The sequence below is a fragment of the Pseudomonadaceae bacterium SI-3 genome (genome assembly GCA_004010935.1).
Lineage (GTDB): Bacteria > Pseudomonadota > Gammaproteobacteria > Pseudomonadales > Pseudomonadaceae > Stutzerimonas.
On sequence record CP026511.1, the window covers coordinates 1622288 to 1646162 of the forward strand.

Below are 23875 nucleotides of genomic sequence, written 5' to 3' on the forward strand. Positions count from 1 at the left end.
GTATTTGGACTGTCTCAGCTGGGAATCACTTACCGAGACGCTACATGATCGATTGGTTAATGAAGAACCAGCAGCTCGTTTCGTTGCTGATCTCCTTGAGCACGCTTCTGGTGTGGATGTTCTATGCGCATTTGCTCCTGCGAAACTTCAGACGGCAGCGTCAGCCGAGCCTGCTTATCAATCGAGGCGCAGGCAAAGGGCTTGGCTCGCTTTGCATCATCTCCAACATGAGTGCCGAGCCGATGTTCATCAATCAGCTCGTGGTCTCGGTGGTGACGTCACGTGGGCCCTTGGAAGTGGACATCACCGACATTCGCCAGAGCATGGAAGATGACGTGTCCCCCGACCTCGCCATCCACCAGACCACCCACCAGGGGCCGTTAAGCAGTGGTGATTTCATTCACGTCGGGACCTTTCAGGGTATGTTGCGGCGAGTTGCCGAGCTCAATGGCATCGAGCTTCAAGGCCATCAGCCCGTGGGTGACTGGCAGTTCCACTGCATGGAAATCCGCGCGGTGGCGTTTTACGGGCCAGAGCGCCACCCGCTGGGTGTGTTGCGCCGCTTCAAGCTGGGCGACCTCACCGATCCGGAATGCCGTCTGGTGCCGGAGAGCCCGTTCACCCACCAGCTGACCTCCTGGCGTGACCGTCGCCGGGTAAGGCGATGGCTATCGGAAGGGCTGGATGACTAGCCCTTCGCACGCATGGGCTTAAGCAGGCTGGAACTCCGCTTCGTTTCAAAGGTCACGTAGAACTGGCTTCTCAGCGCGTGTCGTAGCGATACGCCGGGTTTAAGCCGTGACATGCGCTGCGCAGCAGGACATTGCTGACGTGTAAACGATTGGACAGCTTGGTTTCGGCGAGGCTGCAGCACTAAGGGAATCGGTCGTGGAGATCAACCGGGTAAGCGCAAAGGACATCAACGAAGAGCACTATGAGTTGGTTGTAGTCGGGTCTGGTTTTGGTTCGAGCTTCTTTTTGACCGAAGCCTTGAAACACCTCACCGGGCGCGCATTGATCCTAGAGTGGGGTGACTTCCATCCCTGGGATTGGCAGATCCAGACCCAGAGCAGTTCTGCCATCAAGCCGGACTCCACCTACGACAACCGCGGCGAAAAGCCCTGGAATACCACCATCGCCTTGGGCGGTGGAATGAATTGCTGGTATTCACAGACGCCTCGTTTGCATCCCAGCGATTTCGCCATTCGGACGCGCTACGGTGTCGGCAACGATTGGCCGCTGAGCTATGCCGAGCTCGAACCCTACTATTGCCAGGCCGAGCAGATCATGTCGATCGCGGGCGACCCAGACATGACCCGAGTGTTGCCTCGCAGCCAACCCTTCCCCCAGCCTCCACATAAAGGCTCCTCCATTGACATGTTGATGAAGGAGGCCATGCCCGACCATCATTTCATCATGCCGACCGGGCGTGCTCGGGTCGCGACCGGCACCCGAGGCGTCTGCTGTGCCAATGCCACCTGCAATCTCTGCCCGATGAACGCCAAGTTCACCGCGCAGAATGGCTTGGCCGAGCTGTACAGCCATCCCAAGGTAGATGTGTGCCTGAAGACCGAAGTGCGCACACTCGAATACCAAGGCAACATCATTAAGGGCGTCACAATCCGCTCCGATGGACAGGAGTTCAAAGTATTCGGTGATCTGTTCGTGCTGGGCGCCAATGCCATTCAGAGCCCGGCGATCCTGCTGCGTTCGGATATCAACTTTGGCGAAACCGGTATGGGTCTGCACGAGCAAGTGGGGGCCAACGTCGAGGTGTATCTCGATGGGCTGGGCAACTTCGATGGCAGCACGATTACCACTGGCCTTAATTACTCGCTATACGACGGTGACTTCCGTAAGGAGCACTCGGCGTGCCTGGTCTACTTTGAAAATCGCTGGCCGTATGGGCTACGCCCAGAAATCGGACGCTGGAACCAGACGCTGCCGTTGATGCTGGTGAGCGAAGACCTGCCCAACGTCGAGAACCGGGTCGTCATCGACCCGCAGACAGGGCAGGCGATCATCGACTACCGCGGCGAGTCCGACTACGGCATGAAGGGGGTTCAGTACGGCCTCGATAGCCTGGAAAAATTGCTCGCGCCGCTGCCGGTTGAGTCGATCAACTTCAGGGAATGGCGTCTGACGGAATCGCACGTGCAGGGCACGTTGCGCATGGGGCAGGTGGATGACGGTTCGGTCGTCGATGGGCATATGGTGCATCACAAGATGCGCAATCTTGTTGTCGTCGGTACTGCTACTTACCCGAGCTGCTCGCCGGCGAATCCCAGCCTGACGGCTGCCGCCTTGTCCATCCGTGCTGCCGACCTGCTTTATAGCTAAGGATTGCCCATGAAACGTCGTACGTTGTTGATTTCGTCCGCCGCCACACTGGGTCTGGTGGCAATCGGATCTGGCGCCTGGGTCTACGAGGACCGCCAGGTCTTCATTCCTCAGCTGCTGCAACGGCTGGTGGGAAACTTCCAGATGGATCCTGACGATCAGCGCAAATTCGTCGATGCGATGGCTGACCACTACGGCTCGGAGAAGCTGGCCGCATTGATGGGGCTCTACAAGATCCGCCAGCAAACCGGAGTGGGAACAGCCTACACTGATCTTCGGGTCGACAACTTCGAGCGCCGCTTGTTAACGGATTTCATGGTTTCGACTGATTTTTTGCGGCAGCAGAACAAGACCAATCCCAAGGTTAGCTTTCTTGGCTACCGGTTGCCCTGCAGCAACCCTTACGCCCGGTTCGACGGGCTGGCGTGAGGTCATACGGTATCCGCCTGCCTCGTTGAGCCCGTCGGTCAATGGCCTTTGCAGTGTCATTCGATGGATCAAGTGACAGGCTGGGTGGCCCCCTCAATCCGTCTTTCCGGAGGCCTGTTCATGCGCATCGCCGTCTTCAGTACCAAGCCCTACGATCGCACATTTCTCGACCAGGCCAACCAGGCGCACCAGCACCACCTGGTCTATCTGGACGCCCGGCTGACCGCGGAAACCGCGCCGCTAGCGGCGGGTTTCGCTGGCATCTGTGCCTTCGTTAACGACAAGCTCGACCGCGAGGTGCTGCAGCGCTTGCATTCCAGCGGTACGGAGCTCATCGCCCTGCGGTCGGCCGGTTTCAATAACGTCGACCTCGCCGAGGCGGAGCGGCTGGGCATGACGGTGGCGCGAGTGCCGGCATATTCGCCCCACGCGGTGGCAGAGCATGCAGTGGCACTGGTGCTCGGGCTCAACAGGATGACCCATCGCGCCTATAACCGCGTGCGTGAAGGAAATTTCTCCCTCGATGGCCTGCTCGGTTTCGACCTGTACGGTAAGACGGTGGGCGTGATTGGGACCGGCAAGATCGGCCTTATCTTCGCCGACATCATGCATGGCTTCGGTTGCAGGGTGCTGGCTAGCGATCCGTTTCCCAGCGCCGATGCGAAGGAATTCGTCAGCTATGTGCCGCTGGAAAAACTGTTCGGCGAAGCGGACATCATTTCGCTGCACTGCCCGCTGACCCCGGAAACCAACCACCTGATCGATGCCGACGCGATTGCTCAGATGAAACCGGGCGTAATGTTGGTCAACACCGGCCGAGGCCGTGTGGTCGATACGCGCGCAGTCATCGAGGGTCTCAAGAGCGGAAGGATCGGTCGGCTGGGGCTGGATGTTTACGAGGAGGAAGAAAACCTTTTCTTCCAGGACCTTTCACAGCAGGTCATCAGTGACGATTTGTTCATGCGCCTGACGACCTTTCCCAACGTGTTGATAACTGGGCATCAGGCATTTTTCACTGCGGAAGCGCTGACTAATATCGCCGAGACTACGCTGGCGAATATCAGCGCCTTCGAGCAGGGTAGCGGTGCCCTGCATCGGGTGACCGCCGACAAGCTGGTGTAGCCATCACGGTTCGCTTTGGCGCCTGGATTGCCAGGCGGAGCCCTAGCCGGATCAGCGTGGGCTCTGCTCGCTGATCAGCATCCCGCATGCCACCTGATAAACCTGATTCCCACGTCTGATCGTCAGTGGCGCTCGTTCAGCAATCACCGCGCCGCTGTCTAGCATCCGTTCGATGTGGGTACGCAGTTGATGGTATTGCCTGGTGTATTCCCGATGCATCTAAGTCAGCCCTCTCAGCCATCTCGAGTTATTAGGCGTAGCGACCCAGTTACGACTCGCTAGAAGTCGATTTGTCCCTCCGTTCGTCGGAGAGTGGACGGGCAAAGCCTGGCTGCGACCGCTTAATGCAGCGATGGTATTCGCCCATTATCGCCGGTAGTATCAAAAGGCTATCGCTGCCGCGACGCTTTACTAAGGGTGAGCTAGACGCATGAACGAACAAGCCATACCGGTGCTAATCACATTTCTCGCCGTTGCCGGTATCGCCGCGCTGTTGCTGCGTCGAGCGTTGACCCTCTCGAGTCTTCAGCGCAACGCGAAGGAAGCACAACCAACCCAAGCGAAGGTTACTCGTCTCAACTCCGAGCCGACCAATAGTCCCATCGACAGGCACGGCGCGGCGATACGCCCGACCGGGTCAGCTCTGGAATAGCTGGCGCAGGCTACTCGGCGCTAGCCCGGTCCAGCGTTTGAACGAACGGCGGAAATTGGTGGTGTCGTTGAAGCGCAGGTAGCTCGCCACTTCATCATTGCTGTAGCCCTTCATTTGGTACAGGTACAGCGCTACATGCTTGCGTACCTGATCCAGCTGTTCCTGAAAGCCGGTGCCATGCTTGTGCAGTTTGCGCTTGAGCGAGGCGGGACTCATCTCGAAGGACTGGGCGACACGCTCCAGATTCAGCGGCTCTCGGATGTTCGCGTAGAGATGGTCGTACAGCTGATCGATAAAGCTGCCAGGCCAGCCAAGGCTCTCCAGCTGCGCGCAACTCGCCTGCTGCGCGACCTGCCCGGCGGTCGCCGAGGCGCCTGGCCAGGGCTTGTGCAGATATTCCAGCGGCAGGCTCATCATGGTCATCTGACTGGCGAAGGTCAGCTGCTCGCTCAGGTGCACCCAGTACTGCTCGACATGCCGCGGCTGCGGGTAGGCGAGGTGGAAGCGCCAAGGGAGGCGCTCGCCGGATAGCCGTCTGCTCATCGCCACCACGGCGGTCAGGCTGGCTTCGGTGAGGAACCGCTGCTGGTTACCGATACCACAGTTGTCGGTCCAGTACAGGTATGCCCTCCGCTCGTCGAGGAACAGCCGGGGCGTCAGTAGCGGACTGAGCAGGACGCGGAATTGCTGCAGCTGTTCCAGCGCCTGTTGCAAGGTGCAGGCATGGGTCAGCGCGTGGCTGACCTCGCCGTAGTGGCCGGGTAACAGGCGCTGGCCGAACAGAAAGCTGCTGTCGTCAGCCTCAAGCAAGCGCTGCGCGTTTCCGATTAAGGTCAGGAACTGCAGGGGACTGATCCGCGCCTGGCCACTGATGACGTCTTCATAGAACAGCCCACTACCACGCAGTAGCTGGTGGTTGTCGATCCCGCGTGACAGCGCCAGATCGATCAGCACGGCCGGCTGGTGATGAGCGGTGATGAAACGCGTGTCGCAATCGTAACCAGGGGGCATGGCCGTTTCCTCAGGCGCAGCGCGGCAGCTGCTGCTTGGTTTTGGCCAGGTTCAAATTGAGGCGTTTGAGCAGCTGTTCAGCATCCTCGTCGAACGCCATCACGGTCCCTGTGCTTGCACGGAGGTGTACCCGTTCGCCGTGCTGTGTTGTTTTGTGCGCCAGGCTGGCCACGGCCTGTTGCAGTTCATCTGCGATCATTCGGGCCTGGGTCTCACCCGTGTTTGGCAACACCGCCACGAAGCGATCCCCGGCCAAGCGGCAGAGTAGATCCTGACGGCGCAGATTGAGCAGCAGTAGCTGCGCCATGGCCTGCAAAACCGCATCCCCCTCTGCCTGGCCGTAGCGCTGATTGATTGTGTTGAAATCGTCCAGGTCCACGACCACCAGTGACAGTGGCTGCTGTTCCGCCTGGGCGTGACCGAGCGCCAGCTGCACCTGCTGGCGCAAGTATTCCGCGGCGCCCAATGGGGTCAGCTTGTCGAACAGGCGGTGCTCGCGGAATCCTTTCTCACGCTTGCTCATCTGCTGGCTGATGGCACGCTGTTCCTGGTTGAGGTGATAAATGCCCAGCGTCAACAGCAGCAAACCGATGGGCATTGGCGCGGTCTCCAGCCAGTTGTCCCAGACGGCCAGCTCCGGCAGCTGGATGAACTCGTCCAGCGTGTCCATCCACCAGGAAAAGAACACGCAGGCCAGGCCCAGGGCGAGCAGCCGTGTCACACGACCGGCTGGACGGCTGTGCAGCAGCATGATCAGCCAGGCGAGCGCCAGCACGGCAGAGCCGCCTTCGCCGGCGACGTCCGTCCAGTTGATCTCCGCCCAGGTTTTGATCTGGCCGGTCGCCAGGTAGACCTGCAGACCAAGATTGGCGACGAAAGCGAGGCCGAGCAGGGTGAGGGTGTGGAGTTTGAGCAGGGATTTCATCAGGTCTCCGTGGCGAGCCGCGCCAGTGCGTGAGGGCACGGAAACAGATGGATGTGACGGTTGGATGAATGGGGTGGGGGTTGAATTGGCTCAATGGTTTTTTTCGATGTTGCTCTTTTTTGAGTGTAAGCGGATTAGGGAGTTGCTTGATGGCTTGGTTTCGCCCTGCTGGGCGAGTCCCTTTTGGCAGTCGCCCCAAAAGGAACCAAAAGGTCTTGCCCCTGCATCCGAACTAGGCGTCCCCGGTTCGCTGCGCTCGACTTCCCTCATTCCATCGCTGCTCCGTGGGTCGCCGCGCAAGGGCCATCCATGGCCCTTCACGGCTCTCGCGGCATCCATGCCGCTCGCCCCTCTACGTAGCGATTCCATTCGGCCTGCTGAAAGGGGCGTTCGGCGGCGTCTGATGGTTCGTCTGCCAGCAAAGAAGCAACGCGCCCCCGCGTCTCGTAGCGGCGTAGGGTGGGCTTCAGCCCACCGTGACGGAGTCGCGATGTGCTTGTGGTGGGCTAAAGCCCACCCTACGGGTTGAGCGTTGCGCCCGAGCCGGAGGCGGGTCATATCGGCTCACCTCATACCCCAAACCACCCCAATAATCCCTCTCTGGCGCACCAGCAAAAAACCCTGTCACAGAACCGCCATATCCCGACCCTACCGTCCGCTCCAGTTCCGGGATGGACCCGGTAAACAGCGTTCGGGGGATTGTTCATGAGCACATACCGCAGCGGCATCCGTCATGCAGGTTTCCGCATCAGCCTGCTGGCCCTGGCCATCAGCGCCGGTTCGGCCTGGGCCGAGGAGCCGCTTGTCATGGAGCACGTCGAGGTGATCGGTCAGGCCGTCAGCATCGACGAAGCATTGAGGGACCAGCGCAACTCCGACAGCGTGAAAAGCGTCGTCCATGCCGATGGCATCGGCCAGTTGCCCGATGACAGCGCCGCCGAAGCCTTGCAGCGGATCCCCGGCCTGTCCGTTGAGCGCGATCAGGGTGAAGGTCGCTTCGTCAGCGTGCGCGGCATCGCGCCGGACCTGAACAGCGTCACTATCAACGGCACCCTGGTGCCCTCGCCGGAAAGCGGCCGCCGCGCCGTGGCACTGGATGTGCTGCCTTCGGAACTGGTGCAGTCGCTTTCAGTGGTCAAGACCCTCACGCCGGACATGGACGCCAACTCCCTGGGCGGCACCATCGAGGTGGAGAGCCTCTCCGCGTTCGACCACGACGGCCTGTTCTACAGCCTCAGTACCGAAGCCAGCTACGACGAGAACGTCGGCGAGACCAGCCCGAAATTCTCCGGTGCCATCAGCAACCGCTTCAGCCTGGGCGATGGCGTCGACAACTTCGGTGTGGCCGCGGCACTGAGCTGGCAGGATCGCGACTTTGGCTCGGACAACGTCGAGACCGGCGGCAAGTGGGATTTCGAAGACGATGGGGCCCGGCTGCGGGAGTTCGAGCAGCGCGACTACGAGATCACCCGCGAGCGCACCGGCTTTGGTCTGAACTTCGATTACCAGCCAGACGACTTCAGCAGCTATTACCTGCGCACGCTATACAGCCGCTTCAAGGACACTGAGACCCGCAACGCAGCCGGGGTCGAGTTCGAAGATGCGCAACGGGCCGGCGAGCTGGGCGATGCCGAGGGCTGGCGTGAGCTGAAGTCCCGCGAGGAAACCCAGACCATCCAGTCCTACGTGTTCGGTGGCGAGCGGATGATGGGCTTCTGGACCCTCAGCGGTCAGGTCGGCTACAGCGAGGCCCGCGAGCGCAACCCGGGCGGCATTTCCAGCGCGACGTTCGAGGGTGACTTCGCTGACGTCGGTTTCTCCAGCACGAACAAACCGCGCCTGACCGTCGACCCGTCTTTCTACGATCCTGCGAGCTTCGAGCTGGACGAGGTGGAGTGGGAGAAGACCGATGCGCGCGACAAAGAGAAAAACATCCGTCTGGATCTGGCCCGTGATTACGACATCCAGGGCTACGCCTCCCAGCTCAAGTTCGGTGGCAAGCTCAGCCGGCGCGACAAGACCAACGACGCCGAGATCTGGGCCTACGACGATTTCGACGACCTGACCCTGGCCGACTTCCAGAGCGGCAAGGTCGACTACGCGCTGGACCGCTTCGGTTCGGGCATAAGTGCCGGCGGCCTGGAAGGCCTGATTGGCGGCCTCGATGCGAGCGAGTACTACGATCAAGAGGAGTCGCGCATCGGCGACTTCGACATGAGCGAAGACATCAACGCTGCGTATTTCATGAACACCCTCGACTTGGACAAGTGGCGCATCATCGCCGGCCTGCGCTATGAGGGCACCGAGTTCAGTGCCAAGGGCACCGGCCTGCGCGACGGTGAGTTCGAAGCCGTATCCAGCGACAACCGTTATGAACATTGGCTGCCGGGCTTGCATGCGCGCTATGAGCTGACGCCCGATACCTTCGTTCGGGCGGCCTGGACCAATACAGTGGTGCGCCCGACGTTCGAACAGCTGGCGCCTGGCTTCGTCATCGATGGCGAAGATGCGGAGTTTGGCAACCCGGACCTCAAGCCACTGGAGTCGATGAACTACGACCTCGGCATCGAGCACTACATGGGCCGCGCGGGCGCCGTGTCGGCCTATCTGTTCTACAAGGACATCGACAACTTCATCTACAACACCGATCTGGCCGGCACGGGCCAATGGACTGGATTCGACGAAGCGCTGAGCTTCGAGAACGGCAGCAGCGCCAAGCTCTATGGTGTCGAGTTGGCCTATTCGCAGAAGCTGAACTGGCTACCGGCACCTTGGAATGGCGTGCTGCTGGGCGCCAACGCCACCTTCAGCAAATCCGATGCAGAGATCGAAGGGCAGGGCAGCAGTCGCAGCATCGACCTGCCAAACCACTCCGATAGCGTCGGCAACCTCATGGTCGGTTGGGAGAATGACGTGTTCAACATGCGTCTGGCGGCCAACTACAAATCCGAGTATCTGGCCGAAGTGGCCGGTATCGATGACGCAGCCCACGATCTCTACGCAGACGATCAGCTGTTCGTGGACTTCAAGGCAGGCTACTTCATCACGCCGAACCTGCAGGTGACGCTCGAGGCGTTGAACCTCACGGACGAGTCCTACTTCGTCTACACCGGGCGCAGCAACTTCAACGCCCAGTACGAGGAATACGGCCCGACCTACAAGCTTGGCCTGACCCTGACGCACTTCTGACCAACTTCGACTTATTCGCCGCCCCGCCTCTGCTCTGTTCCCCTTTTCGGAATGGTGGCGGTCAGCGGCTGCTGATTGGAAAAACCATGTACATGACTTTGCATAAACCCATGCTGCTGAGCCTCTGCATTGCGCTTGCGGCCTGTCAGTCCGGAGCGGGCGTCGACTCCGACAAGCAGCCGGCGGCGAACCTGAGCATCGTGGATGCCGCACCGCTGGAAGCCGTGAGCGCTCAGCTGATTTCAGATGCGGACTTATGGCCCGATGCTTCCCAGCTGATTGTTCGCCCGGATTCTCGCGGGCTGCAGATACTCGACGCCAAGGGCGCGGTAATCAGCGATTTCAAAGGCCGCTTTGAAGGCCTGGATTATCGCGTAGGCAGGCAGGGCATGCTGATCGCCACCCTCGACCGCAAGCGCCAGCAGGCCGTGTTGCTAGGGCTTGACCGCGAGCATCGCTGGAGCCAGCCGCTGTACATCCCGCGAACCGACTTCGCCATCGAAGGGCTGTGCTTGTTCCGCGACGCGGCGCGCAACAGCTTCCTGTTTTTGGTCGGTGAAGAAGGTATCGGTGAGCAATGGCTGGTCGCCGCCGACATGCGCCCACTTGCGACGCCGCAGCGCGTACGCGGCCTGAGCCTGCCGCCGGAAAGCGGCTACTGCCAGGTGAATGATCAAACCGGCGAGCTGATCGTCAACGAAGAAGGCGTGGGCCTCTGGCGTTACGCGGCGGATGCCGAAGCACCGCTTGTGCGCGATCCGGTGGATATGGTTCAGCCGTTCGGGGGTATCGCCGAAGCAACTGCCGGCATGGCATTGGTGCCCGGCGGATTGCTGGCGCTAGACCCGGAAGCCGGCGCGCTGCACCTCTATGGGCGAGACGCCGACAGCTGGCGTAGCCATTCGGTACTGCCGCTCGAAGGCTTCGACGAGCCTGAGCAGATCAGCGCCCGATTGACCGAGCGAGGCATCGAGCTGCTGCTGACCGATGAGCGTGGCGCCCACGCGGCCCGTCTGGACTGGCAGCCACCGTCGCCGACCGTGACGGCTGTCATCCCGATGCTGCCGGCTCAGGTCCAGACCGATCCGGTGCCGCACCTGGGGGATGCTGCCGATGACCCGGCGATCTGGGTCAACGCCAGCGACCGGACCAGAAGCCGTGTGCTGGGCACCGACAAGAAGGGCGGGCTCGGCGTGTACGACCTGACCGGCAAGCAGCTCCAGTACCTGCCCGTCGGGCGGTTGAACAACCTGGACGTGCGCACCGGCTTTGTTCTCGGCGGCAAGCAGGTTGACCTCGCCGTGGCCAGCAATCGGGATCACAACAGCCTGCACCTGTTCGCCATCGATCCAACGAGCGGGCAGTTGAGCGACATCGGCCAGATCGCCACGCCGATCTCCGAAATCTATGGCCTGTGCATGTTCAAGGATCGCCAGGGCGCTATCCATGCGATCGCCAACGACAAGGACGGCACCTTTCTGCAGTACCGCCTGGATGGTTCCAGCGGCTCGCCGCGTGGTGAGCTGGTGCGGCAGTTCAAGGTCGCCAGTCAACCCGAGGGATGCGTGGCCGATGACCGCACCCAGCGGCTCTTCGTCGGCGAGGAAGACGAGGCGGTCTGGACGCTGGATGCCCGTGGTGATGCACCGGCGAAGCTGGAGAAGGTGATCGGTGTCGGCGGCCCGTTGCATGACGACGTCGAGGGGCTGGCGCTCTACCAAGGTGCGAAGGCCGATTATTTGGTCATCTCGAGCCAGGGTAACGACAGCTATCTGGTCCTGGATGCCGCCGCGCCTTACGCCGTTCGCGGCGCATTCCGCGTTGGTTTGAATGCCGAGCGCGGCATCGATGGCGCATCGGAGACCGATGGGCTGGAGGTCACTTCGGCCAACCTCGGCGGTATTTGGAGTCGCGGCATGCTGGTGGTGCAGGACGGCCGCAAACGCATGCCCGAAGGCGCTCAGAACTACAAATACCTGCCGTGGGCAGCGGTTGCTGACGCGCTAGGGCTGGACTGACCTCGGTCGCATGAATGCATCAGGCGACGCCCGCAACGTTCCCTGAAAGTAATAAACGAGTGCCGTCCCACAGGGCGGCCGGAGGAAATACAGATGCAAAGTGAACATATGTCGGTCTGGGGTCTGGTCAGCGAGGCCAGCCTGGTGGTGCAACTGGTGATGGTGATTCTGGTGCTGGCCTCGATTGCCAGTTGGTACCTCATCATCCAGCGAGGCGCGGCCTTGCGCCGCAGCGAACGCCTTTTGAAAACCTTTCTGCAGCGCTTTCGTAGCGGCGCGGAACTGACCCAGTTGTATCGCGAGGGCAGTGATCAGCCGCTGCCCGGGGAGGCGGCCCTGCAGCGCATCTTTCTCGCTGGATATCAGGAATTCAGCCAGCTGCAGCGCCAGCCGGGCATTGCGCCGGATGCGGTGATCGAGGGGGTGGAGCGCAGCCTGTATGTCGCCATTTCCGAGCAGGAAGAGCGTTTGGAAGGCGGTTTGCAGTTCCTCGCCACGGTCGGTTCGGTCAGCCCTTATATCGGGCTGTTCGGTACGGTGTGGGGGATCATGAATTCCTTCCTTGGTCTGTCCATGGTGCAGCAGGCGACTCTCTCCACCGTTGCTCCGGGCATTGCGGAAGCGCTGATCGCCACGGCCATCGGCCTGTTTGCGGCTATCCCCGCGGTGATGGCCTACAACCGCTTTTCCGCCCGCGGCCAGACCCTGAGCGGGCGTTATTACAGCTTCGCCAACGAGCTGCAGGCGCGCCTGCATCGTCGCCTGCATGCCGGCTCGCCCAGCGTCGCCGCTGCCGCCTGAAGGAGCTTCGTCATGCTGGTCAAACCGCAGCGTAAACACGGCCCCAAAGCCGAAATGAATGTGGTGCCCTACATCGATGTGATGCTGGTGCTGCTGGTGATCTTCATGGTCACCGCGCCGATGCTGGTGCAGGGTGTGAAGATTGAATTGCCCAAGGTCGCTGCTGAGGCGCTGCCCATCGAGAATGAGCGGCAGATTCTGACCCTCTCGGTGAAGGCCGACGGCGGCTTCTACTGGCAGCTGGGCACCGAGCTGAATGCCGAGGACCAGACGGACAGCGCCATCGACCTCGGGGAAATGCGCGAGAAGGTCGCCGCGATCATCGCCGAGCGCGGCGATACCCAGGTCTACGTACGCGCTGATGATGCTGCGGACTATGGCCGCGTGGTGGCCGGGATCGCCGAGCTGCAGCGCGGCGGGGTGGTGAACCTCGGTCTGATTACCGAGGCGCCACCTGGGCAGCCTACGCCATGAGCAGCCTGACCATGACGCTACCAACGAGCTTCCCGGTAGCGCGTCCGCAGTGGCGCAGCCATGCCGGTGCTGCGGCGGTCACCCTGGCGCTGCACGCTGGCGTGTTCGGTCTGTTGCTGCATGGCTGGACGCCCGAGCTGAGTGCTCCGAGCCAGACTCAAGTGCTCAAGACCCAACTGATCAGCCTGCCGACTCCCAAGCCGGCGGCGGAGGCTGTGATTGAGCCCGAGCCGACACCCGTCCCGGAGCCGCTGGTGGAGACGGTCATCGAGGAACCGCAGGTCGATCCGCAGATCGAACAGCAGCGCCTGGAACAGGCCGATCTGGCCTACAAGCGCGCCGAGCAGGAGCGACAGGCAGAGGAGGCGCGCGTCAAAGAGCAGCAACGAGCCAAGCAGCAGCGCAAAGAGCAGCTGGAGCGCGAACGGCAGGAACGCATCGAAGTCGAGCGGCAGCAGCGCGAAGCCCAGCGCCGCGAGCAGCTGGCTCGTGAGGAACAACAGCGCCAACAGGCGGCACGTGCCGAAGCGGCGGCCGCTGCAGAACGCGCGCGCCAAGCCGAAGCCGCAGCGGCTGCCAGTCGCCAGTACCTGCCCATCGCCAAGGACGCACCTGACTACCCATCGCGTGCGCTGGACAAGGGCATCGAAGGCACCTGCACCGTCAGTTATTCGGTCAACCCACAGGGGCGGATCGAGAACCCGAAAGCGCTGGAAGACTGCCATCCGTTGTTTATCCGACCGTCACTTACGGCTGCTAAAAGCTTTCGCTACCAACCTCGGATCGTCGACGGTCGCGCCGTGACCGTTCCCGAGGTCAAAAACACCTTTCACTACCGCATCCAGTGATGCGGACCGGACCCATTTGCTTAACGAGTTAATGATGAAACAGGATTTCCAAAGCTTTCACGCCAACCTTTCCGCGCTCGATGATCAGGCGATCAACCCGAGCGCCAACGTCTCGTTGGAGCAGCTTGTCGATCGCAGCCGACGCAACCTGCTCAAGGGCGGCATGGGCCTTGCCGCACTGGGCTTTCTTGGCGGCAGTCTGGGCGCCTGTCGTAGCGCCGTGCAGTCTGAGTCGCTGATCGGCTTCAAGGGCATCCCCACGCAGCTAGACCCAGCGTTCGATAGCGTGCAGGTTGCACCGGGCTACAGCGCACGGACGTTCTTTTCCTGGGGTGATGCCGTCATGGCGGACGCCCCCGAGTGGAATCCGGACGCCACTGATGATTGGCAGGCCCAGCTCAAGCAGGCGGGCGACAACCATGACGGCATGCATTTCTTTCCCTTCCCGGAAAATCCGGACAGCCACGGCCTGCTGGTGATGAACCACGAGTACGTCAACCCGCCGCTGCATCCTAACGGCATGACGTTTACCGACGGCAAGCGCCCGCTGGATGAGGTGCGCAAAGAGCAGGCAGCTCATGGCGTCAGCGTCATCGAAGTGAAAAAGGATGCACAGGGCCAATGGCAACGGGTCATGCCGTCGCGCTACAACCGGCGCATCTCGGGCATGACGCCGATGGCGGTGGGCGGCCCGCTGGCCGGCAACGACGCGCTAAAGACCGCTTCCGACCCCAGCGGCCGCGAAATCATCGGCACGCTGAACAACTGTTCCAGCGGCTTCACGCCCTGGGGCACCTATCTGGTGTGCGAGGAGAACTGGCACAACTACTTCGTCAACCATGACGCCGAAGACATGGCCAAGCGCGTGTCGCATAAGCGCTATGGCATCGAAGGCAAGGGCTTGAGCAAACTCTACGGTTGGGAAACCGCCGACGCCCGCTTCAACGCCACACCGGACCCGACGCAACCGCACGGCGGCCATGTACATGAGCCGAACCGTTTCGGTTGGGTGGTCGAGGTCGATCCCTTCGACCCAGCGAGCAAGCCGGTCAAGCGCACCGCGTTCGGTCGCTACTGCCGCGAGTGTTCCGTTCTTTCGCTGGGTGACGACGGCCGCATGGCCTTCTATTCCGGCGACGACACCAAGGGCGAATACGTCTACAAATTCGTTCCAAGCGGCCGTTATGTAGCGGGTGATGATCAGGCCAACCGGCGACTACTGGACGATGGCACCTTGTACGTGGCGCGGTTCAACGCCGATGGCAGCGGCGAGTGGCTGGCGCTGGTCCACGGACAGAGCGGCCTGACCGCCGAGAACGGTTTCGCCGACCAGGCTGAAGTGTTGCTCAACGCCCGCGCCGCTGGCGACCACGTGGGCGCGACGCCCATGGACCGGCCGGAGTGGGTGGCCGTGCACCCGCGCAGTCGCGAGGTCTATGTAACCCTGACCAACAACGACAACCGCGGCATCAAGTGGCCCACCGACAAGGCCAATCCGCGTCCCGTGAATCTGCACGGCCAAATTCTGCGCTGGAGTGAAGAGGGCGCCGACCCCACCGCGACCGCCTTCACGTGGGAAGTCTTCCTGCTGGCTGGCGAGCAGCCCGGCGCCAAGGGCGCAGAGGGTGAGCCAGTACCGGCCAACCTCACCGGCACCATCAACGGGGATATCTTTTCCTCACCCGATGGGCTGGCCTTCGATAACGCTGGCCGGCTGTGGATTGAGACCGACTACGGCGACGACGAGGCCGCGATGCAGGCCATGGGCACCAATCAGCTGCTCTGTGCTGACCCGCGCACCCGCGAGGTGCGGCGCTTTCTGGTCGGCCCTCGCGGCTGCGAAATCACGGGTATCACCTGGAGCCCGGACTACCGCGCCATGTGGATCAACGTGCAGCACCCCGAGCTGAGCTTCCCGGCCAGCGATGGCAAGACGCGTCCCCGGGCCTCGACAGTGCTTATTACCAAGGACGATGGCGGCATCATTGGGACCTGATGGCTGTTAGCGATGGGCAGGCCTGCCGGCGCGCTCATGTTTGTGCGCCGCAGTTACGCTGAACGTTTGCACCGGAACCCGGCTCTAACATCCCGATACATACTTCTCTGAATGTAACCAAGGAGTCGGGCTATGGCCATTTCGCAGCTGCGCACTCGCGTGTCCCTCGCCGTCGTCATTTCCTGTACACCGCTGGTGAGCCAGGCGGACCTCTACTCGCTGAAAATCGAAAACGATATTTTTGCTTCTGACGATGGGCACTACACCAACGGTTTCGAGTTGATGCGTTCGTTCGAGCCTGGCGTTGATCACTGGTCGCGGCGTTTCGCCGAGGCGATGCCGGGCTGGAGTGCCGATCAGGTTGATAACGTCGCCTATCGGCTGGGACATCAGCTTTACACGCCGGACGATATAACTCGAGCTCAGCTGATCGAGGACGACCGTCCCTACGCCGCGCTGTTGTTTGCTGGCATGTCGATTTTCTCGAATGATCAGCATGAAGGTTGGCGCGGCACCAGCGGTCTGCATCTGGATGTTGGGATCGTCGGCCCGGCAGCTGGGGGCAAAAAGATTCAGCGCCGGGTCCACGAAATCACCAACAGTGACGAGCCGCGCGGCTGGGACAACCAATTGCGCAACGAACCCTTCGTCAACCTTGCGTACCACTACCGCTGGTGGGGTCAGCAGCGCCTTGGCGGTCTGGAGTTCGAGTACGGTCCGAGCGCCGGCTTTGCGCTAGGCAATCTCTACACCTACGGCTCTGCGGGGTTCGGGTTGCGCATCGGGCAGCGACTAGAGCGCAGTTTCAGCATTCCGGCAGTGGCGCCGGCACAGAGCGGCAGCATGTTCTTCGATCAGGGCGGCGGCTTCGCCTGGAGTCTTTTCGCCGATGTCGAAGGGCGCTATATGGCGCAGAACATGCTGCTTGAGGGTAACACCTGGAAAAGCAGTCACTCAGTGGACCCGAACGAGTGGGTGGGCGATGCCAAGGCCGGTATCGCGCTCACCTGGAATAGCTGGCAGCTGGCCTTTGCCAGGGTCTGGCGAACGCGTGAATTCAATGGCCAGGCCAATCATGACCAGTTCGGCTCGCTGACGGTCTCGACCTGGTTTTGAGGATCAAGCGGGGAGCGAGTGCCCCCGCGAAGGCTTCACTTACTTCTTAACCCAGCTGCCGTTTAGCAGGATGATCTGGCCGGGCGGGGTTTTTTCGATGGCCTTCTTACCGGCAATGGCTTCCACGTCAGCGACGCCGATGCCGTTCTTCTGCGCCAAGCGATAATACTCGGCGCGTCGTGCCTGGTTGATCTGACTGGCGATTTCTTCGGCTTGCCCGCCGCTCTGCACGATGCCGAGGTAGCCGTCGGGTTTCTCGCCGAGCTGACCGCTGGCCTTGGCCTGGCCGAGCGCGGACATGGCCTCGTTGAGCGACATGGCGGCAGCCGGCAGCGCAAGGCACAGCGCCACAAGCAGGGTTCCGAGTTTCAGATAGGTCTTCATAAGGCTCCTCAGAACAGACCGCTGTCTTCGTTGATGATCGAATCGAGTTGCTTGTCGACCTTGATGTAGATCTCGTGCTCGATCTTGACGTTGAGGTTGATGTTGATCGGCTCGTTGGGCACGGCCAGCTCAACGCGTGGGGTACAGGCAGTGGCCAGCAGGGCCAGCGCCAGAATGCTGATGGGATGGCACAACCGCATGACGGTGTTCTCCAGATCGAAGTCGCCGCTACATTGCCTCATCTGAGGCGCTCCTGCACGCGCCGTTGAATGGTTTCGCTGACACGATCAGACAATTGGAGGCTGGTTAGCAGGGCGGGAATGTCTTCCTCGAGGTTGATTGAAAAATTGATAGGGCGGCCGCCTTCCAGCGCGGGGCTGCGACCGTGCAGCTTGAGGCCCAGGTTGAGTGTGCCGTCGGCGGCATACTGCACATCGCTGGCGAGCAGATCGTAGTGGAAGTCATCCAGCGCCTCGGTGACCAGGCGCATCGTCGGGTTGGCTTGGCCCAATGCCTGGATTTTCGGCGAGCGGAATTGCAGCGCGCCGCCAGGCTCGCGTGCCTGCAGCGAGCCCTGTTCGATACTGATTCCGGCTTCACTGCGCTGCAGCTGCAGCTCGCCATCGATCACGCCTGTGCCGGATAGCCCTTCGGCGGGATAGGCTTCGAGCAATAACGGCAATTGCAGCCCGCGCAGGTGCGCTTTCAACTGCTGCGTGCCCGACCCAAGGTCAGCCATGCCCGGTTCCAGCCATAGCCGTCCGCCCAGCAGCCGCACCTCGGCGATACTCCAGGCCAGGCGGCCCTGATCGAGGTTGTCGAGCGGGCCCGCGTATTCACCGGCGAAGCGCAAGGGGCCGAACGTGAAGCCCGGATTGGCCTCGCGCAGGGTCAGTTCCGTCACGTCCACCCGCAGCTGATCGCGCCGTAACGCGGCCGAAATCTCTACGTCGAGCCCGCTCAATTCGGTGCGATCGTAAATGCCGCCGAGCCCGTTGGCGCTGAGCTTGGCCGACGCTGCGAGTGGGCCGCTGCCTGGTAGGTTGAGTTGCGCCTGCCCTTGCAGGCGTCCGTTGTTCAGCTCCAGCAAAGGCGGCCAATCGGCGAAAGTCGCGGCCAGTGGGTTGCCGGCGCGCAGGAACAGCTCAGGCAGGGTGACGTTGAGGCGAGTCGCGCTGTTAGCCCAGGTGTGGCTCAGCGCCACTGGCAGGCTGAGGCCGCCATCGTTGCCCAGCGGGCCGTCGAGGGAGACCTGCGATAGGTCCGCATTGAGTGTGCCGCTCCAGCGCCAGCCCTGTGGACGCAAGGCCGGCTGCTTTACTTCACTGGCCGCTACAGCGGGCTTGCCGGTGATCGCCAGGCGTCGAAGCTCACCCTCGGCAAAACCAGCCTCCACCTTGGCCCCCGCCAGCTGCAGCATCAGCTGGCTGACGGTCAGGTCTGACGCGACTGACAGGCTATCTACTCGCAGCCTTGAGTTTTTGTCGAAGCGAATGGTGGCGTCCTGCTGCGAAACCCGCCCGCTCAGCCGCAGGTCTGCGTCGAGCCCCTGCAAGCTGAAGTCCGCCTCTGTCATCGTCGGGCTGCGCAGCTTGAGCCGGGTTTGGTCGAAGGTCGCCGCGTAGGGCGCAGCGGTTGCCAGTACGAGACGCGTATCCAGCGTCACAGGCGAGGGGCCGCTGGCAGACAGATGCACGCTCAAGGGCAGGGCCTGAGTCGCCTCGTCAGTCTCTGTCGGTATGATTTTGAGACTCACGGCACTGGGGCGCAGCTGTGCCGGCAGTGCCGCGAACAGGTCCGCGGCCGGCTGCAGGGTGACATCGCCGACCAGTTCGGTTGGTATCCACAGGCCGTTATCGGCGAGAAGGCTCAAGTCCAGCTGACCCTGTAGCTGGCCAAGCCCGACCACGGGCCAGGGCGCCGGTAGATTCGCCGATAATCGCAGTTCGCCATTCAGTGCCTGCCAATCCTTCGCCAGGGTTTGCGTGTCGAGTTGCAGCGCCCAGCCGGCGCCGATCCGCATCTGCTCGGGTAGTGTCGGTAACGCCGGCGGCGTATAGGCCAGCCATTCATCCAACCAGGCCAGTAGCCACGGCGCTTCCGGCAACTCGTTCATGGCCAAGGTACCGCGCCAGAGCGTCGAACCGGTCTGGGCAATCAGTTGGTTTTGCATGCTCAAGCGCTGCTGGCCGTCCAGCTGCAAACCGAGGTCCAGATGGGTGTCGCTGTCTTGTTCGTACGCGTGCAGCGCCAAGGCCAGGCGATGCGGCTGGTGGTCCAGCTGCAGATCGAGGGTGGCGGGAAGCAGCTCCTGCTCGCCAAGCTGCCAGCCAAGTTGCCCCTGGGCCCGGCAGGTTCCGCTTGCGCAGGGCACTTTCAGATCTAGCGAAGCGATCTGTCCTCGTCGGGGCAGCCACGACGACCAGTCGTTCAGTTGCTCAGGGTAGGGTAAAGAGAGGGGCTGGTTGTCGTCGTTCTTGCTGGCAGCGGGCTGCCATTGGGCGTCGAGGCGCTCGATGCTCAGTGACCGAAGCGGCAGCAGTCGCCAACCGTCTGCAAAGTCGAGGCGCAGATTGTCGAGTGCCACTTCGAGCCGTTCGTCGGCTGATGGCTGCCGGACGAGGACCATTTGCCGCACGGCAAAATGGCCGAACGTCAGGCGCATTCCGCTCACGTCGAGCGTGACGATTCCGAGGTCGCGCTTGAGTTGCTGCCAGCGGAAGCCACCGTAAAACCCAAACCCCAGAACGAGCAGAGCCAGGCCGGCAACCGCCCAGGCAAGGATTGTCCGCCGCTTCGTCATGACCCGTTCCGCTGAAAATCGATGCGTAAGCATAGGCCGGTCGCTGCGCGCTTGCGACCGGCTTACGAAGCGTAAGTCGTCGAGACCGAGCTGGGAGCGGAAAGTTCCTTGCCATGCCGCGAAACGCTGGAGGGATGCGCCCAGGCGGGCGTTTCGAGAAGGTTGCGCCAAACTTGTGCACATTCGCTGTCGAGCCTTGTCAAGCGCTTATGACAATCTGTCGCAAATCAAGCGGAAGCTTATATCGGGAATAACCTACTGAAAAATAAAGGTTTTTTACATTGGCGAAAAAACCGCCAGTTTAACTGCAACCCGCTAACCATAGGCGCTAGGGGAATTTGTAACCTGTTTGCCCACAGAGTTATCCACAGCTTCTGTGGATTAAATAATTGTGTGAACCAGATCGTGTATTTTGGATTTTTGCAAGACTTTAACTCTGTGAAAAAAGGAGTAGAGTGCGCGCCCTTGTCCCCCCGAACCATTCGGTGACCATGAGAACGCGTCCACTCGCCTCGAGCTCGCTCGAGAGCACTTCATCTTCTCCACGCCTGCCGATGCGCATGGCGTTGTGGCTGCTGGACAGCCAGCGTCTAGGACAGACCAAGAGTGTCAAACGCATCGCCGGTCGGATGCTCAAGCAGCCGGCACTCGAAGGTGTGGTTGAAGCGCAGAGCCGCCTGGGACGGTTGCTCTGCCACGACTGCGACAGCCAGCGTGATCGTCGCATCGGTTTCGAACTGCTGCGCCAGGCAGCACGAGCCGGCGACCGTCAGGCTCAGCTCGAGCTTGGTCAGCTGTACTGTCAGGTTCAGCACCGCGAGCTGTCCAAAGCACGCCACTGGCTCGAACAGGCGGCTGCACAAGGTTCGACCGAAGCCTCGCGGATCCTCTTGCTGCTTCCGGCCAAGCGCTAGATTCGGCGTCGCAGACGGGCCGGCCTGACCTGTACGGGCTGGCTGGCTATACTGCCGCGCAGTTCAGCCGGAGCCGTTCATGCCCCTCGATCCTCTCTATCTAGCAGCCGGCCTCGGTGCCCTCTGTTTATTGCTCGCCATTGTTACGTGGTCGCTGCAACGGCGCTTGTCCCTGCAGCAGGCGGAGCTGTCGTTGCTCGACGAGCGGCTGAGCCAGGCGGTCATGGCGCAGGAAGGCCTCGGCGCGCAACTGGAAACCAGTCGCCAGGAGCAGGCCGATCTTCATGAAGCCCGCGCAGCGCTTCAGTCCGAAGCCGCTGTCTTGCGACGAGAAACCGAATGGCTGCAGGCCCAACGGTTGGAAAGCCGAGAAGCGCTCGATGATCTGCAGGCCGAGCGCGATGCGCAGCAAGCGGAGCTGCGTGCACTGAGCGCCGCTCACGCTGCGGTCACAGCCGAGCTGAACGAACAGCAGAAAACCCATGAGCAGCGTCTGGAAGATCTCCAGGGCGCCCGCGATGAGCTGCGTGCGCAGTTTGCCGAGCTGGCAGGCAAGATCTTCGAAGAGCGCGAGCAGCGTTTTGCCGAGACCAGTAACGAGCGTCTTGGCCAGCTGCTTGATCCGCTTAAGGAACGCATCCAGTCGTTCGAGAAGCGCGTCGAGGAGAGCTACCAGAACGAGGCGCGCGAGCGTTTTTCTCTGGCCAAGGAGCTTGAACGACTGCAACAGCTCAACCAGCGCCTCGGCGACGAAGCGACCAACCTGACCCGCGCCCTGCAGGGGCAGAAGACCCAAGGTAACTGGGGCGAGCTGATCCTCGAGCGGGTGCTCGAGCATGCCGGGCTTGAAAAGGGCCGCGAATACCACACACAGGTCAGTCTCAAGAGCGCCGATGGCGAGCGCTTCCAGCCTGACGTGTTGATCCAGCTGCCCGGCGACAAGCAAGTGGTGGTGGACGCCAAGGTCAGCCTCACCGCCTACCAGGCGCTCATCTGCGCCGAAGACGAGGGCAGCCGCGCGCTGGCCCTCAAGCAGCACGTCCTGTCGTTGCGCAATCACCTGAAGGGCTTGTCACTCAAGGACTACCAACGCCTCGAAGGGCTGCAGAGCCTGGATTTCGTCCTGCTTTTCGTGCCCATCGAAGCGGCGTTCGCAGCGGCGCTACAAGCCGACCCCGAGCTGTTTCAGGATGCCTACAGCAAGCACATTGTGATCGTCAGCCCGACCACCCTGCTAGCGACGCTAAGGGTGATCGACAGCCTCTGGCGCCAAGAGCGGCAAAGCCAGAATGCTCGTGAGATCGCCGAGCGTGCAGGGGGGCTGTACGACAAATTTGCCGCGTTCATCCAGGATCTGGACGAGATCGGCAGTCGTCTGCAGCAACTGGACAAGGCCTACCTCGGCGCGCGTAACAAACTCACCGATGGTCGCGGCAATCTGGTAAGCCGCGCCGAACAGCTCAAACTGTTGGGCGCGCGGGCGAGCAAGCGGCTGCCGGCCGATTGGCTCGAGCGTGCCGGGGCCGAGCTGCCGCTAGAAGCTGAGGAGTAGCGCGCGCATTCAGCGTCACAGCAGCCACAACACCGCCAGCCCGGCGAGCAGGCCGCTGAACATGAACGGTAGGGTCAGCATCGCCAGAGCGCGGCCGCCGATAAAGACGATCAGGCCCCCTTTGACCAGACTGTTGCTCAGCGCCGCGAGAAAGATGCCCCGCACCGCGACCTGTTCAGCCAGATCGGTCCGGGCGCTGTTGGCCAGCGACAGGGTGATTGCATCCACATCGGTCAGCCCGGACAGCAGGGCAATCAGATAGACCCCCGCGTCGCCCAGTCCCCTTTGCGCGGCTTCGACAAGGAACAGGATGAGTACGAGCAGGCCGGCAAAACGCAGCGCCGGACCCAGTTCGAACGGGTTCTTCAACGGTGGCTCGGCGGCGTTGTCGGGCTGCTGACCGGCGCGCAAGTAGTAGAACAAGGCGCCGGCGGCGTAGATCAGGCCGGCCGTCAGCATGGGCGCGAGCAAGGCCGGCAACAACGTCCTATTGATCACCCCAACTTCCAGCAGTACCCGCGGGAACATCAGCGCCGAGGTTGCCAGCAGGCCCGCGGCCAAGGCGTGGCGCATTTTCTCCGAGTCCAGGCGGGCGAGGGTGATGGTCATCGCCGTGGAGGAAACGATGCCGCCCAGCAGTGCCGTGATCATCAATCCGTGGCGGGTGCCCAGCAGACGGATGGCGACATAGGCAGCAAAGCCGATACCGGCAATCAGCACCACCATCCACCAGGTGGTATAGGGGTTGAACGCCTGCCAGGGCCCATACCCCTGGTTCGGCAGTGCGGGCAGCAGCACCACGGAAATGAACAACAGCTTTAGCACGCCGCTCAGTTCCGCTTCGTTTAGCTTGTGCAGCGCACCGTGCAGTCGCGCTTTCAGGCTCAACAGCAAGGCCACCACGACCGCCACAGCGGCGGCCAGCAAGCGACTTTCGGCCACGGCCAGGCTGCCAAGCAGGAAGGTCAGTAGCAGCGCCATCTCGGTGGTCATACCACGATCGGTATTGGTGCGGGACTCGATCACGTAGCCGGCGATCGTCAGCAGGGCCAGCACAATGAACATCGCGATCCAGGCGGGCGTACCGAAATGACTGGCGCTCAACGCAGCCAGGCCGCCGAACAGCCCGGCAAGGCCGAAGGTGCGGATGCCGGCCATCTCCTGGCCGTCTCTGTCACCGCCGCTCCAGCTGCGTTCTGTACCGATCAGTAGGCCCACGCCGAGAGCGGTTGCCAGGTTCAACAATAATTCGAGGGTCATGGGCAAAGGCCGTCGGCAACTTCTAATGAGTCCAGTCTAGC

General features: G+C 61.8%; 19 protein-coding genes. 13 read left to right on the forward strand and 6 right to left on the reverse strand.

All coding sequences use genetic code 11. From position 1 onward, the window contains the following. Nucleotides 1–44: 44 nt before the first annotated feature. The 4 genes from C1896_07870 to C1896_07885 all read left to right on the forward strand — a co-directional run bounded on the left by C1896_07870 (nt 45) and on the right by C1896_07885 (nt 3891). Nucleotides 45–692 carry a hypothetical protein gene (locus C1896_07870; protein AZZ44834.1) on the forward strand — a complete coding sequence of 216 codons (648 nt, stop codon included), beginning with the start codon at nt 45–47 and terminating at the stop codon, nt 690–692. 196 nt (nt 693–888) lie between these two features. Next, nucleotides 889–2340, forward strand: coding sequence for a GMC family oxidoreductase (locus tag C1896_07875; GenBank protein ID AZZ44835.1), 1452 nt, complete (start codon nt 889–891; stop codon nt 2338–2340). A gap of 9 nt (nt 2341–2349) precedes the next feature. Further along, complete coding sequence (locus tag C1896_07880) at nt 2350–2769, forward strand: hypothetical protein (GenBank protein AZZ44836.1); 420 nt, start codon at nt 2350–2352, stop codon at nt 2767–2769. A gap of 120 nt (nt 2770–2889) precedes the next feature. Continuing rightward, nucleotides 2890–3891 (forward strand): hydroxyacid dehydrogenase, encoded by a 1002-nt coding sequence (locus C1896_07885; protein AZZ44837.1) that lies wholly within the window; start codon nt 2890–2892, stop codon nt 3889–3891. Nucleotides 3892–4528: 637 nt separating this feature from the next. On the opposite strand, the gene C1896_07890 is transcribed toward C1896_07885, so the two are convergent. Beyond that, nucleotides 4529–5554: an AraC family transcriptional regulator gene (locus C1896_07890; GenBank protein AZZ44838.1), complete on the reverse strand. Its 1026-nt coding sequence runs from the start codon at nt 5552–5554 to the stop codon at nt 4529–4531. Nucleotides 5555–5564: 10 nt separating this feature from the next. Then, nucleotides 5565–6479 (reverse strand): GGDEF domain-containing protein, encoded by a 915-nt coding sequence (locus C1896_07895; GenBank protein ID AZZ44839.1) that lies wholly within the window; start codon nt 6477–6479, stop codon nt 5565–5567. A gap of 705 nt (nt 6480–7184) precedes the next feature. Between C1896_07895 and C1896_07900 the strand changes: the two genes are divergently transcribed. The 7 genes from C1896_07900 to C1896_07930 all read left to right on the forward strand — a co-directional run bounded on the left by C1896_07900 (nt 7185) and on the right by C1896_07930 (nt 16921). Beyond that, complete coding sequence (locus C1896_07900; GenBank protein ID AZZ44840.1) at nt 7185–9668, forward strand: TonB-dependent receptor; 2484 nt, start codon at nt 7185–7187, stop codon at nt 9666–9668. 86 nt (nt 9669–9754) lie between these two features. After that, entirely contained in the window at nt 9755–11686 is a 1932-nt protein-coding gene (locus C1896_07905; protein ID AZZ44841.1) for a 3-phytase, read from the forward strand. Between the two features lie 87 nt (nt 11687–11773). Continuing rightward, entirely contained in the window at nt 11774–12487 is a 714-nt protein-coding gene (gene tolQ, locus C1896_07910) for a protein TolQ (protein ID AZZ44842.1), read from the forward strand. 12 nt (nt 12488–12499) lie between these two features. Beyond that, entirely contained in the window at nt 12500–12961 is a 462-nt protein-coding gene (tolR, locus tag C1896_07915) for a protein TolR (GenBank protein AZZ44843.1), read from the forward strand. After that, nucleotides 12958–13809 carry an energy transducer TonB gene (locus C1896_07920; protein ID AZZ44844.1) on the forward strand — a complete coding sequence of 284 codons (852 nt, stop codon included), beginning with the start codon at nt 12958–12960 and terminating at the stop codon, nt 13807–13809. The genes tolR and C1896_07920 overlap by 4 nt, the downstream gene beginning before the upstream one ends. 34 nt (nt 13810–13843) lie before the next feature. Further along, nucleotides 13844–15805 carry a Tat pathway signal protein gene (locus tag C1896_07925; protein ID AZZ44845.1) on the forward strand — a complete coding sequence of 654 codons (1962 nt, stop codon included), beginning with the start codon at nt 13844–13846 and terminating at the stop codon, nt 15803–15805. A 132-nt stretch (nt 15806–15937) separates the two neighbouring features. Further along, nucleotides 15938–16921 carry a DUF2219 domain-containing protein gene (locus C1896_07930; protein AZZ44846.1) on the forward strand — a complete coding sequence of 328 codons (984 nt, stop codon included), beginning with the start codon at nt 15938–15940 and terminating at the stop codon, nt 16919–16921. 39 nt (nt 16922–16960) lie between these two features. On the opposite strand, the gene C1896_07935 is transcribed toward C1896_07930, so the two are convergent. The 3 genes from C1896_07935 to C1896_07945 are packed head-to-tail and all read right to left on the reverse strand — an operon-like array spanning nt 16961 to nt 20108. Further along, nucleotides 16961–17305, reverse strand: coding sequence for a DUF1318 domain-containing protein (locus C1896_07935; GenBank protein AZZ44847.1), 345 nt, complete (start codon nt 17303–17305; stop codon nt 16961–16963). Between the two features lie 8 nt (nt 17306–17313). Next, nucleotides 17314–17505, reverse strand: coding sequence for a YnbE family lipoprotein (locus tag C1896_07940; GenBank protein AZZ47575.1), 192 nt, complete (start codon nt 17503–17505; stop codon nt 17314–17316). Between the two features lie 38 nt (nt 17506–17543). Then, nucleotides 17544–20108, reverse strand: a complete 2565-nt coding sequence (locus tag C1896_07945; GenBank protein AZZ44848.1) for a hypothetical protein — start codon at nt 20106–20108, stop codon at nt 17544–17546. A gap of 560 nt (nt 20109–20668) precedes the next feature. On the opposite strand from C1896_07945, the gene C1896_07950 reads away from it, so the two are divergent. After that, nucleotides 20669–21022 (forward strand): sel1 repeat family protein, encoded by a 354-nt coding sequence (locus C1896_07950; GenBank protein ID AZZ47576.1) that lies wholly within the window; start codon nt 20669–20671, stop codon nt 21020–21022. Nucleotides 21023–21101: 79 nt separating this feature from the next. Beyond that, nucleotides 21102–22574 (forward strand): DNA recombination protein RmuC, encoded by a 1473-nt coding sequence (locus C1896_07955; GenBank protein AZZ44849.1) that lies wholly within the window; start codon nt 21102–21104, stop codon nt 22572–22574. Nucleotides 22575–22589: 15 nt separating this feature from the next. Here C1896_07955 and C1896_07960 read toward each other — a convergent pair whose 3' ends face one another. Next, nucleotides 22590–23834 (reverse strand): hypothetical protein, encoded by a 1245-nt coding sequence (locus C1896_07960; protein AZZ44850.1) that lies wholly within the window; start codon nt 23832–23834, stop codon nt 22590–22592. Between the last annotated feature and the right edge of the window lie 41 nt (nt 23835–23875).

Excerpts from the sequence above, each read along its gene's own strand:
- C1896_07905 (AZZ44841.1), top strand. The coding sequence starts at position 9,755 with ATGTACATGACTTTGCATAAACCCATGCTGCTGAGCCTCTGCATTGCG.
- C1896_07900 (AZZ44840.1), top strand. The coding sequence starts at position 7,185 with ATGAGCACATACCGCAGCGGCATCCGTCATGCAGGTTTCCGCATCAGC.
- C1896_07890 (AZZ44838.1), bottom strand. The coding sequence starts at position 5,554 with ATGCCCCCTGGTTACGATTGCGACACGCGTTTCATCACCGCTCATCAC.
- C1896_07945 (AZZ44848.1), bottom strand. The coding sequence starts at position 20,108 with ATGACGAAGCGGCGGACAATCCTTGCCTGGGCGGTTGCCGGCCTGGCT.
- C1896_07930 (AZZ44846.1), top strand. The coding sequence starts at position 15,938 with ATGGCCATTTCGCAGCTGCGCACTCGCGTGTCCCTCGCCGTCGTCATT.
- C1896_07950 (AZZ47576.1), top strand. The coding sequence starts at position 20,669 with ATGGCGTTGTGGCTGCTGGACAGCCAGCGTCTAGGACAGACCAAGAGT.
- C1896_07870 (AZZ44834.1), top strand. The coding sequence starts at position 45 with ATGATCGATTGGTTAATGAAGAACCAGCAGCTCGTTTCGTTGCTGATC.
- tolR (AZZ44843.1), top strand. The coding sequence starts at position 12,500 with ATGCTGGTCAAACCGCAGCGTAAACACGGCCCCAAAGCCGAAATGAAT.
- C1896_07960 (AZZ44850.1), bottom strand. The coding sequence starts at position 23,834 with ATGACCCTCGAATTATTGTTGAACCTGGCAACCGCTCTCGGCGTGGGC.
- C1896_07940 (AZZ47575.1), bottom strand. The coding sequence starts at position 17,505 with ATGCGGTTGTGCCATCCCATCAGCATTCTGGCGCTGGCCCTGCTGGCC.
- C1896_07955 (AZZ44849.1), top strand. The coding sequence starts at position 21,102 with ATGCCCCTCGATCCTCTCTATCTAGCAGCCGGCCTCGGTGCCCTCTGT.
- C1896_07920 (AZZ44844.1), top strand. The coding sequence starts at position 12,958 with ATGAGCAGCCTGACCATGACGCTACCAACGAGCTTCCCGGTAGCGCGT.
- C1896_07935 (AZZ44847.1), bottom strand. The coding sequence starts at position 17,305 with ATGAAGACCTATCTGAAACTCGGAACCCTGCTTGTGGCGCTGTGCCTT.
- C1896_07895 (AZZ44839.1), bottom strand. The coding sequence starts at position 6,479 with ATGAAATCCCTGCTCAAACTCCACACCCTCACCCTGCTCGGCCTCGCT.
- C1896_07925 (AZZ44845.1), top strand. The coding sequence starts at position 13,844 with ATGAAACAGGATTTCCAAAGCTTTCACGCCAACCTTTCCGCGCTCGAT.
- C1896_07885 (AZZ44837.1), top strand. The coding sequence starts at position 2,890 with ATGCGCATCGCCGTCTTCAGTACCAAGCCCTACGATCGCACATTTCTC.
- C1896_07880 (AZZ44836.1), top strand. The coding sequence starts at position 2,350 with ATGAAACGTCGTACGTTGTTGATTTCGTCCGCCGCCACACTGGGTCTG.